This window comes from Streptomyces sp. NPDC002926 (genome assembly GCF_053591755.1).
This window is the reverse complement of the sequence record NZ_JBSFUK010000008.1, coordinates 190,872-202,973: the sequence shown is the minus strand read 5'-3', so window position 1 is coordinate 202,973 and position 12,102 is coordinate 190,872. Positions and strand designations below refer to the sequence as shown.

Sequence of the window (12,102 nt, the reverse complement as noted above, 5' to 3'; positions counted from 1 at the left end):
GACTCGGCCCGTCCGGAGCCCGGTGCGGAATCGAGACGCATGGCATTGACCTTTCCTCGGGGTGGTTCCGTCAAGTTCCGGTCCATTTCGGGGAGCGCTTCTCGACGAAGGCGCGCGGGCCTTCCACCGCGTCCCGGCTGACCATGCGCCGCTCCTCCCAGACGTACCGCGTGGCGAAAGCCCGTTCCAGCGGCATGCCGGCCGAGACGGTCGCGGCCTCTTTCACCGCGCGCAGCGACAGCGGCGCGCAGCTCAGTACGTCCTCCAGCCAGCCCTCCACGCAGTCGTCGAGGCTATGGGCCGGCACCACCTCGTTGACCAGGCCCAGTTCGTACGCGCGGGACGCGGTCATGCGGCGCCCAGTCAGCAAGTGCCCCATCGCGATGCGAAAGGGCGCCTGCCGGGTCAGTCGGAACACGCCTCCGGCACCCGCCATGAGCCCCAGCTTCGCCTCGGTCAGCGCGAACTCGGCGTGTTCCGCGGCGATCACGATGTCGCAGGCCATGGCCAGCTCGAAGCCGCCGCCCAGGGCGAATCCGTTCACCCGGGCGATCAGCGGCTTGAACAGCGAGAACCGCTCCGTCAGTCGGGGCCAGCCGGGCTTGTCGCGGCTGCCGAAGGTGGCGGGTGCGCCGCCCTCGCCGACCCGGTCGACCAGCTCCTTCAGGTCCTGGCCGACGGAGAACGACCGCCCGCCGGAGCCGGTGAGGACCCCCACCCAGATGTCGTCGTCGGCCTCGAAATCATCCCAGACGTCGACCAGTTCGGCATGCATCCGCAGGTCCATGGCATTCAGCACCCGCGGACGGTCCAGGGTGATGTACGCGACGTGATCGCGCTTCTCGTAGCGAACGCATCGCAAGGCGTCAAGCATCCGTCGTTCCTCTCTTATCCCGGTCGGGTGCGGGTCGGTGACATTGGCGGCATGACCTTGGAGATCATCCCCGTGCCGGTGTTGCGAGCCGGCGATGTGCCGGAGTCGGCCGTGCCGCCCCTCGCCGACGGGACGGTGGCGCTGTGGCTGATGCGGGTGGCGGAAGACCCCGAGGCGTACGGCCTCCTGGACGCCGAGGAACGGCGGCGGTGGAGGGCGCTGATACGGGAGGACCACCGGGCGCGGTACCGCGCCGTGCACGGGGGTTGCGGCGGCTGCTCGGGCACTACCTGGGGATGCGGGCGGACGAGGTGGTGTTCGTCAGGGAGGACTGTCCCCGCTGCGGAGGGCCGCACGGCTGGCCGGCCGTGCGGGGCGGCGGGATTCACTTCTCGCTCTCGCACAGCCAGGACCTGGTGCTCGTAGGTTTCGCCGCGAGGCCGGTGGGCGTGGACATCGAGGCGCATCCGGAGGCCGAGGTGTCGCATCTCGTGACGGACAACCTGCACCCGCTGGAGCGGGACGAGTTCGCCCGGCTGCCACCGGAGGTCCGGCCGGCCGCGTTCGCGCGGTGCTGGGTATGCAAGAAGGCCTACCTCAAGGGAACGGAAGAAGGGCTGGCGGGCGGGCTCGAGCGGACGTACATGGAAATGGGGCCGGTCCCGGCCGCCGGGCCGGGCTGGTCGCTGACCGACGTGTGGGTCGCGCCCTCCTTCGCGTCGGCCGCGGCGGCCGTCGCCACGTCACAGCAGTGACCGTGACCACCTCTCGACCGCTTCGGCCGTCGTCGTGGAGTGCTCCTCCAGCATCGTGAAGTGATCACCCGTCACCCTGGCCGCCTCGTGCGGGAGATGCCACGAGGCGATCTGCGCCTCGTCGGCCCCGTAAGGCGTGGCGGCGTGCACCAGCAGGGTGGGGGCGGCGATCGGTTCGGGCTTCCACTCCCGGAAGAGACGCGAGTAGGCCCCCATCGCGGTCAGCCGGTAGTCGTCGATCATGACGAGCCGGTCGCGCTCCAGCATGCCGCCGACCATCACCGCGTGTCCGCGCGGGTCGTCCGCGCGTCCCGGAGTGTCGAGCAGTGCGACTCCGTCGGGCGCCTTGTCCATCCGTTCCAGGACGGCCGCGACCTCGTGGGCCACCCAGCCGCCCGCGGAGCGGCCGACCAGGAGGAACGGGGCTTCCCCCACCATCTCCAGCACCGTGCGGGCATGCATCTCCGCCAGGACGTCCACCGAGCAGGGCAGCGGTTCGCCCGGGACGAACCCCGGATGGGCAAGGGCGGCCACCCTCCACGCGTCGCTGAACCCGTCCGCGAAGTGGGCGTACACATGCACGCCGGCGATCGCGCTGAAGGACGGCAGACATACGACCGTCGGGCGCGCCGGCCCTCGGCCGAGCCAGACCGGGGCGCGCCGGACAGCCGGGTCCGCGGGGTCGGTGAAGGTCTTCCGCATCCGTGCGGCCGCCTCGGTCAAGGCCACGGCGTCGTCCAGGCGTCCGGCTCCGGCTGCCTCCCGGAACAGCTCCGTGAGCAGGCCCGAGCCGTCCTCGCCAAACTGGCCGTGGCCCGTGGAGCGTCCGGAGGAGACGTCCTCGAGTCGGGCGTCGACGAAGGCCGCGATCGCGCCCAGGTCGTCGTGGTCGAAAACGAGCGTCGCGGGCAGGCGGACGCCGAGCGTGCGGCTGATCCGGTTGCGCAGTTCGATCGCGGTGAGCGAGTCGAAGCCCAACTCCTGGCGGGTACGGTCCGCGGTGATCAGCGTGCCGGTGTGGCCGAGGGCCTCCGAAGCCTCGAAGAGTACGAGTTCCAGCACGGCCGCCAGACGCTCGGACCCGGTCAGATCGGAGAGGTGCTCGGATCCGGTCGGTCCGGTGAGAGGGCTGCTGACGTCGTTCGTCGCCCTCCCGGTAAGCTCGGCGCCCCCCTGCTCGGGCGGCGAGGTGGTCGCGGGGCCGGGCCGGTCCTCGATCCAGTAGGGGCGCTGCTGGAAGGGGTACGTGGGGAGGTCCACGAGCCTGCCGCAGCCGTCCGACAGCGGGCTCCAGTCGACCGTGGCTCCGTCGACGTGCACCTGGGCCAGGGCCGCGAGAAGCGCGTCGGCCTCGGGGCGGTCCGCGCGCAGGGCCGCGGCGAAGACCTGGTCCTCGGCGTCGGGCACGATCTTCTGCGCCAGGGCGGTCAGGACCCCACCCGGGCCCACCTCCAGCCAGCGTACGGCTCCGGCCTCGCGGGCCCGTGCCACGGCGTCGGCGAACCGTACCGGGCGGCGGACATGCCGTACCCAGTACTCGGGGTCCACGACCTCGGCGGGCAGCCCGGCCAGCACGGGTTCATGAAGTTCCAGACCTGTCACGACCTCACGGAACTCATCCAGCATGGGGTCCATGAGCGGCGAGTGGAAGGCATGACTGACCGTCAGACGAGTGGTTCGTACGCCTTGTTCGCGCCAGGCGTCCACCAGCTTCCGGACCTCGGCCTCCTCGCCGGACAGCACCGTGGACGTCGGGCCGTTGATCGCGGCGAGCGCCACCCGGTCCTCCAGGCCGACCAGTGCCGCCGACGCCTCGGCCTCGGAGACCTCCACCGCCGCCATGGCGCCGCCGGGCGGCAGCGCCTCCATCAGACGGCCGCGCGCCTCCACCAGGCGGCAGGCGTCCTCCAGGGACATCACTCCCGCCACATGGGCGGCGGCGACCTCACCCACCGAGTGGCCCACCACGGCGTGGACGTCGACGCCCAAGGCGCGTACCAGCCGGTACATGGACACCTCCACGGCGAAGAGCGCCACCTGTGCGTAGCACGTCCGGTCGAGGAGCCCGTCCCGCGCCTCACCGAAGACCACGTCCTTCAGTGGCAGCCCGGTGTGCTCCGCGATCGCGTCGAACGACTCCTCGAAGACGGGGTAGGCCTCGTACAACTCCCGGCACATCCCCTGGCGTTGGCTGCCCTGGCCGGAGAACAGCAGCGCGGTGCCGCCGGGCCGGGCAACGCCCCGGATCTCCCGGACGGTGGCGCCGCCAGGCGACGCGGACGGGAGGAGGACGGCCCGGTGCCGGAAGACCGCGCGCCTCGCGAGCGAGAGGCTCACGTCCATGGGGTCGGCCGGCGCCTCGTCGAGGCGCGCCCGCAGCCGGGTGATCTGGTCCCGTAGCGCGCCGGCGTCCCGCCCAGAGAGCGGCCAGGGCACCGGGGCCGGTACGACGTCCCGCGGGTCGCGGCCGGTGGCGGGTCGGGTGGCGGTGTCCTGCTCGGGCGCCTCGGGCGGGGCCTCCAGGATCACATGAGCGTTCGTGCCGCTGATCCCGAACGAGGACACCGCCGCCCGGCGCGGCCGGCCAGTCTCGGGCCAGGCGCGCCGCTGCGTCAGGAGTTCCACGGCTCCCGCCGACCAGTCGACGTGCGGGGTCGACTCGTCCGCGTGGAGGGTCCTCGGCAGGATGCCGTGCCGCATCGCCTCGACCATCTTGATCACGCCGCCGACCCCGGCCGCGGCCTGCGAGTGGCCCACGTTCGACTTCATCGACCCTAGGTAGAGTGGCAGGCCCGCATCGCGTCCTTGGCCGTACGTGGCGAGGAGCGCCTGCGCCTCGATCGGGTCCCCGAGCTTCGTGCCGGTGCCGTGCCCCTCGACGACGTCGATATCCCGCGCCGTGAGGCCCGCGTGGGCCAGGGCCTTGCGGATGACCCGCTGTTGGGAGGGGCCATTGGGTGCCGAGAGGCCATTGGAGGCGCCGTCCTGGTTCACCGCCGACCCACGGAGGACGGCGAGCACCGGGTGGCCCTTGCGCCGGGCGTCCGACAGCCGCTCGACGAGCAGCATCCCGGCGCCCTCGGCCCAACCGGTGCCGTCGGCCCCCGCGCCGAACGCCCGGCACCGTCCCTCGGGCGACAGGCCGCGCTGCCGGCTGAAGGAGAGGAAGGCGCGCGGTGTCGCCATGATCGTCACTCCGCCGGCCAGCGCCAGCTCGCACTCCCCGGAGCGCAGCGCGTGCGCCGCCGAGTGCAGGGCGACCAGCGAGGACGAGCACGCGGTGTCCACGGTGACCGCAGGCCCCTCGAAGCCGAACGTGTACGAGATACGGCCCGAGGCCACACCGCCCGAGAGGCCGGTGACGAGATAGGGCTCCAGCGCGTCCGGCACCTGCGCGGTCGCGTAGTCGTGGTGGACGACACCGGTGAACACGCCCGTGTCGCTGCCGCGCAGCGACGTCGGGTCGATCCCGGCCCGCTCGAACGCCTCCCAGGCGGTCTCCAAAAGGAGCCGCTGCTGCGGGTCCATCGCCTGCGCCTCGCGGGGCGAGACCCCGAAGAACTCCGCGTCGAAGAGGGCGGCGTCGTGCAGGAAGCCTCCCTCACGGGCATAGCACGTCCCGGGCCGGTCGGGATCGGGATGGTAGATGCCGTCGATGTCCCAGCCCCGGTTCGTCGGGAATCCGGAGATCGCGTCCTGTTCCTCGAGGACGAGCCGCCACAGTGACTCGGGCGAACGGACGCCGCCGGGGTAGCGGCAGGCCATGCCGACGATGGCGATCGGCTCGCGGCTCGCCGAGAGGGCGCCGCGCAGCTGCCGACGGGTCTCGTGCAGCTCGGCGGTAACCTTCTTGAGGTAGTCGACCAGCTTCTCCTCGGTACCCGTCACGTCACGGTCCCTTCAGTTCGTTGTCGATGAGGTCGAAGAGCTGGTCGACCGTCGTGGCCTCCCCGATCCGGTCGCCGATCGAGGTCTCCTCCGCGCTCCCGGGGTACCCGGCCGCGTCTTCGGCGAGCAGCGCGGTCAGGGCGCGCAGTCGTTCGACGAGCCGGTCGCGCGCGGCGGCGTCGGGGCGGTCGCGTTCCACGGATGCTTCGAGGCGGGCCAGTTCGCCGAAGACCGTGCCCTCCGCGGCCCGGACCTCCCCGCCCTCCCCGCCTTCACCAGCGAGGCCCGAGGTGTGGAGCGCGGTGAGCAGGTGGCGTGCGATGGACGTCGACGTCGGGTGGTCGAAGGCCAGGGAGACGGGCAGGTCGAGTCCGGTCCGTGAGCCGAGGCGATTGCTCAGGTCCACGGCGGAGACGGAGTCGAGCCCGAGGTCGGTCATGCTGCGGTGCGCCTCGATCTCGTGTGGGCCGTCGAAGCCCGCGACGTCGGCGATCTCCCCTCGTACGAGATCGGTCAGCCTCCGTTCCCGCAGTTCGTCGGAGAGGCGTGCCAGGTCGGCACGGAGCCGTTCCGCGGCCGAGGGCTCGTCCGGCGAGGACGAAGCGGCCGGTACCGGAGCCGGGGCCGACGCGGGGGTGCCGGTCCGCGCCGGCCCGGACGCGAGCCAGTACCGCCGGTGCTCGAAGGGGTAGACGGGCAGCTCGACCGGGCGCCTGGGGCCTCCGGCGAAGAACTCCCGCCAGTCGACGGGGACGCCGCCCGCATGGGCCTGGGCCACCGCGTCGAGCAGGGAGCGCACCTCGGAGCGTCCACGGCGCAGTCCTCCGCACAGCGCCGGCCCGGAGCCGGACACGCAGGCGCGCGCCATCGTGGTGAGCTGCCGGTCGGGTCCGAGTTCGAGGAAGGAGGTGATCCCCTCGGCCGGCAGGGCGCGTACGGCGTCCGCGAAGCGCACGGTCTCCCGGACGTGGCGAACCCAGTAGTCGGGTGAGCGGAGTTGGGCCGTGTCGGCGAGCTGTCCGGTGAGGTCGGAGATCATCGGGAGGAGTGGCGGCCGGTAGGACACCTTGCCCGCGGCGGCCCTGAACTCGTCCACCATGGGGTCCATGAGGGGCGAGTGGAAGGCGTGGCTGACCCGGAGTCCGGTGACCCGGCGCTTCCGCGCCCGGAACGCCTCCCCCACGGCCCGTACCGCCTTCTCGTCACCGGACACCACGACAGAGCGCGGGCCGTTCACGGCGGCGACGGCCAGGGCTCCGGCCGTGGACGCGAGTGCGGTACGGACCTCCTCCTCGCTCGCTTCGAGCGCGGCCATGGCGCCGCCGGGCGGCAGCGCGGCCATCAGCTGGCCGCGAGCGGCGACGAGCGCGGCCACATCCTGGAGGGACAGCACGTCGGCCGCGTGCGCGGCGGTCAGCGCGCCGACGGAGTGCCCCATGACGAGGTCGGGGACGAGGCCCCAGGACTCGACGAGGCGGAAGAGGGCGCTCTCCAGGGCGAACAACGCGGCCTGTGTGAAGTCGGTACGGTCGAGGAGCGCGGCCCTCGAGGTGCCTCCGGGGGCCCACATGACGTCGCGCAGTGGGCGGTCGAGGTGCGGGTCGAGGGCGGCCCAGGCCGAGTCGAGTGCTTCGGCGAAGACGGCGAAGGCGGCATACAACTCTTTGCCCATTCCCGGGTATTGGCTCCCCTGCCCGGTGAATCCGATGGCCAGTGACGCCTCCGCGGGCGCCTTGTCCGGCTCGGCGGCCGTGTCCTCGCCGGCGGCGAAGGGCCGCAGGCGGCGCTCCAGTTCCGTGCGCCCCTCCACGACGAACGCGGTGCGGCGGGGGAAGGCGGTGCGGGTGGTGGCCAGGGCGGCCGCGAGGTCCGGGACAGGCAGTCCCGGGTCCGCGCGGACCACGTCGAGGAGGCGCTCGGCCTGCCGGCGCAGCGCCGGTCCGGTACGGGCCGACAGCAGGACCGGCACGGTGTCGGGGAGGGCGGACGGCGGGGCGGCGAACAAGGTGTCGGGGTCGGGGGCCTGTTCCAGGACGAGGTGGGCGTTCGTACCGCTGACGCCGAAGGAGGACACCGCGGCGCGACGGCGGTCTCCGGTCTCGGGCCAGGCGGTGTGCTCCTGAAGGAGACGGACCGCGCCGGTGGACCAGTCCACGGCCGTGGTCGGCCGGTCGACGTGCAAGGTACGGGGCAGTTCGCCGTACCGGATCGCCTGCACCATCTTGATGACAGCGCCGACGCCCGCCGCGGACTGGGCGTGGCCGATGTTGGACTTGAACGAGCCGAGCAGGAGCGGGCGTTCCGGGTTCCGGCCCTGGCCGTACGTCGCGAGGAGGGCGTTGGCCTCGATGGGGTCGCCGAGTACGGTGCCCGTGCCGTGCGCCTCGACGGCGTCCACGTCGCCGGGAGTCAGGCCCGCGTCGGCCAGGGCCCGGCGGATCACCTGCTGCTGTGCCGGTCCGCTGGGCGCGGTCAGGCCGTTGCTCGCGCCGTCCTGGTTGACCGCACTCCCCCGGATCACGGCGAGCACGGAGTGGCCGTTGCGGCGTGCGTCGGAGAGGCGCTCCAGGGCGATGACTCCGACGCCCTCGGACCAGCTGGTGCCGTCGGCGCCCGCGGCGAAGGCCTTGCACCGGCCGTCGGGCGCGAGGCCATGCTGCCGGCTGAACTCCACGAAGGTGCTCGGGGTGGCCATCACCGCAACGCCGCCGGCCAGGGCTAGCGAGCACTCACCGCGCCGCAGCGCCTGCGCGGCCAGGTGGACTGCGACGAGCGAGGAGGAGCAGGCGGTGTCGATCGTGAGGGCGGGGCCGTTGAGGCCCAGGGTGTAGGCGAGGCGTCCGGAGGCGACGCTGCCGGCAGTGCCGGTGCCGAGGAGTCGTTCCAGGTCCTCAGGGAGGTCGGCGGTGTTCTTGGCATAGTCGTGGAACATCAGCCCCACGTAGACGCCGGTGTCCGTCCGCCGCAGGACGGTCGGGTCGATGCCGGCGCGTTCGATCGCCTCCCAGCCGACCTCCAGAAGCAGGCGTTGCTGCGGGTCCATGGCGAGGGCCTCGCGCGGGCTGATGCCGAAGAACGCGGCGTCGAAGTCGCCCGGCGCGTCGAGGAATCCGCCGGAGCCGGTGGCCGAGGTGCCGGGCTCTGTCCCGTCTCCGCGCAGCAGCCGCTCTAGGTCCCAGCCGCGGTCGGTGGGGAACGCGCCGATCGCGTCGCGTCCTTCGGCGACGAGCCGCCACAGGTCCTCTGGGGATGCGACGCCGCCGGGGTAGCGGCAGCTCATGCCGATGACGACGACGGGGTCGTGGTCGGCGCCCGGGGGCCGTTGCCCGGTGACGTCGGCGTCGGGCCGTACGCCGAACAGTTCGCCGTCCAGGACGGCGGCCACGGCAGCGGGTGTCGGATGGTCGAAGGCGAGCGTCACGGGCAGGTGCAGGCCGGTCCGAGCGGCCAGCCGGTCGCGCAGCGCGACGGCGGTGAGCGAGGTGAGCCCGAGGTGGGTGAAGGCGAGACCGGCATCGATCCGCTCGGACTCGTCGAGTCCGAGCACCCGTGCCGCCTCCTCCCGGACGAGTTCGGTCAGCGCCCGTTCACGCGCCCGGCCGGGCAGCCCGCCAAGCCGTGCCCGCAGGCCCTCGTCGGCGGTCGCGCCCCCACCGTCCCCGTACGCGGGAAGCAGCTGGCGAAGCCGGGCGGCCCCGGGGGACCGCAGCGTCCAGGGATCGGTACGCATCACGAGCGCCGGGCCGCCCGCCGTGGTCCGCGCGGCATCGAAGGCGTCGACCGCCTCCCGTGCGGTGAGCGTCGCGAGGCCCGGCGGTCCGGCGTCGGGGGCGGCCCCGTCGGCGGCGATCGGGCCGAAGGCCAGGAACGTGGCGTGGGGGGCGTCGTGGGTGAGCGCCGCGGCGTAGGCCGTGGCCGCCGCCGCGGAGGAGTCGACGGGCTGGGCGTCGGGGTGGGTGAGCGTGCCGCAGAGGGTGAGCGTCGTGCGGCCGCTGTCACGGGTCAGGGTGAGCAACCGGCCCGCGACCTTCGCGTCGCTGGGGACGATCACCGGGTGGACGATCGTGTCCAGCGAGCGGTCCGGGCCGAGGGCCGCAAGCAGGGCGGCGGCGCCCTCGGGCGTGTCCGGAAGCTCGGTGCGTACGGTCACGGTGGCGCCGAGCCCTGTCAGATCCGCGGCCAAGGAGGCGGCCGCCGCGTGATCGGCATCGGTCAGTGCGATGCCGCGGACACCGTGGTCGACGACGAGATGGGTCGCGAGGACGCGTGCAAGGGGGGTGGCCGCGCCCGTCACGAGCGCGGTGCCGCCCGGTTCCGGCGGGACCACGGCGAGCTGGGTCGTCGCCCGTACGCGGACGAGCCGCGGTACGAGGACCTCCCCCGCGCGGACGGCGAACTCCGTCTCGCCCGTGGGTGCTTCCAGGAGCCTGCGCCAGGCGGTGACGTATGCGGTCGCGTCGTCCGTGGGCGTGTCGTCCATGGGCGTGTCGTCCATGGGCCTGTCGTCCATGGGCCTGTCTCCCGGGTCAAGGTCGACCAGGATCGTGCGACGGTGACCGGCACTCTGGGCGAGGAGCCGGGCGCGGGAGGCCGCTCCGACCGGATCCGCCGGCTCCCCGGGGCCGCAGGACACGGCGCCCCGGGTGAGGACGACGGTCCGGGCCTCGGGTGATCCGTCCGCCGTCCAGGGGGGCGGCGCGGCGCACACGGCGGACAGCGAGCCCGTGTCCGGCCCGTCGGCCGCGAGCAGGTAGCCGTCGAACGGCCCGGCGGCCCGCGCCGCCGCTCTGTCCGGGAAGGTCTCGGTGACGCCGCCCGACCTGCGGACGGCCTCCGCGAACGCCGGATGCCCGGCTCCGATCACGGCCCAGCGCGGCGCCGGGGCGTCCGCCGGCGCCGGGGGCGCTCCTTCGGAGTCGGCCGGTTCCCACGGAACCCACCTCGTGTGCCACAGTTGGTCGTGGTGGCTGGTGCCAACGCCCCGCAGCCGCGCCGGGATTCGCACCAGCCTGCGGCGGCTGACCTTGCCCGATCCGGTGAGCGGCAGGGCGGCGATCTCGTAGAGCTCCGCGGGGACCTTGAAGTAGCTGAGCCGTTCCCGGCACGTCGCCAGCGCCTCTGCGGGCGACCATCCCTCGGCAGCGGGTACCACGTAGGCGACGGGGACTTCGCCCAGTGCCTCGTCCGGGCGGCCGGTCACCGCCGCGTCCTCGATGCCTGGGACGGTCCGCAGGACGTCCTCGATCTCGCCGGGCTGAATGTTCTCGCCGGCCCGGATGATGAGCTCCTTGACGCGGCCGGTGATCGTCAGGCGCCCCTCGGCGTCGCGCCGGGCCAGGTCTCCGGTGCGGTACCAGCCGTCGCGCAGCGCGGCCGCCGTCTCCTCCGGCCGGTCGTGGTACCTCAGCAGCAGGCCCGGGCTCCTGACGAAGACCTCGCCCTCGTCGCCGGTCCGGACGTCAAGGCCAGTGCGCGGGTCGACCAGACGCAGCTCGCTGCCGGGCACCGCGGTCCCGACGGTGCCGGGTGGCCGCACGGAGTCGGGGCGGCTCAGGGTGATCGCGCCGCAGGTCTCGGTGGAGCCGTAGCTGTTCACGAGTGGCGCGCCCAGCACCCGCTCGACGGCCGAGGCGAGCCCCGCGCCGGTCGCCGCGCCGGTGACCACGCACATCCGCTGCTTGGGGACGGGCCCGCCGGCTTCCTCGACGGCTTCGACCGCCTCCACCAGTTGCACGTACATCGACGGGACGCCGAGCAGCACGGTGAACGGCTCGGCGCGCAGTGCCTCCAGCACGTCGCGGGCGCCGAAGCCGGGGAGGATGCGCGCGGTGGCGCCAGTGACGGTCACGCCCAGGACGCAGAGGATGTGCGCGAGGCTGTGGAAGAGCGGCAGCGGCCACAACAGCCGGTCGTCGGGCCCGAGACCGAGGACCCCCTGGTAGGCGGAGTGGACCGACCACAGGCAGCCCCGCTGGTTCGAGACTACGCCCTTGGCCGCCCCGGTGGTGCCGGAGGTGTAGAGGATCCAGGCCGGTTCGTCGAGGCCGAGGTCGTCCCGGGGTCCCTGCGCCGGCTCGCTCTCGGCGAGTTCCTCGAAGACGAGCGTCCCGGCGCCCGGCCCGCTCCCCCGCGCGAGGACGACGAGCAGCCCCTCACGCGTCGCCCGCATGCGCTCGACCTGCTGCAGGTGGGCACCGTCGGTGATGACGAACCGGGCTCCGCTGTCGTCCAGTTGATGCGCGAGTTCGGCGTCCGACGACTGGGGGTTGACCGGTACGCCCACGGCCGCGGCACGGGTGACGGCAAGGTAGCTCTCCACCGTCGTGACGCTGTTGCCGAGGAGAATCGCGACCCGGTCGCCGTGCCCAAGCCCGTGCCCGGCCAGGTGGCCGGCCAGCCGCCCCGTACGCTCGGCGAGCCGGGCGTAGGTGACGTGGCGCTCCTCGTCGGCGAACGCGACCTTGTCCGGGCGGTCGAGCGCATGGGCTCGTAGTACCGCTGAAAGTGGCCGGATGTCATCGACTTGCGTCACTCGTACGCTCCTGCCTGCTCGAGCTCGCCCCTGCCCCTGCCCCTGCCCCTGCC

3 protein-coding genes and 1 pseudogene are annotated in these 12,102 nt (G+C 73.2%); 1 reads left to right on the top strand and 3 read right to left on the bottom strand.

Annotated elements, in window-relative coordinates:
* Positions 1-70: 70 nt before the first annotated feature.
* Entirely contained in the window at positions 71-874 is an 804-nt protein-coding gene (dpgD, locus tag ACWDZ6_RS16745; protein WP_451503440.1) for an enoyl-CoA-hydratase DpgD, read from the bottom strand.
* A gap of 209 nt (positions 875-1,083) precedes the next feature.
* Between dpgD and ACWDZ6_RS16740 the strand changes: the two genes are divergently transcribed.
* Positions 1,084-1,629, top strand: a complete 546-nt coding sequence (locus ACWDZ6_RS16740; protein WP_451503439.1) for a 4'-phosphopantetheinyl transferase family protein — start codon at positions 1,084-1,086, stop codon at positions 1,627-1,629.
* Here ACWDZ6_RS16740 and ACWDZ6_RS16735 read toward each other — a convergent pair.
* Together ACWDZ6_RS16735 and ACWDZ6_RS16730 are read right to left on the bottom strand one after the other, a co-directional pair.
* Positions 1,618-5,496 (bottom strand): annotated as a pseudogene (locus ACWDZ6_RS16735) (type I polyketide synthase); the annotation flags it as partial. The gene ACWDZ6_RS16740 and the pseudogene ACWDZ6_RS16735 sit on opposite strands and share 12 nt — an antisense overlap.
* Before the next feature lie 22 nt (positions 5,497-5,518).
* Positions 5,519-12,049, bottom strand: coding sequence for a beta-ketoacyl synthase N-terminal-like domain-containing protein (locus ACWDZ6_RS16730; RefSeq protein ID WP_451503438.1), 6,531 nt, complete (start codon positions 12,047-12,049; stop codon positions 5,519-5,521).
* Positions 12,050-12,102: the final 53 nt, after the last annotated feature.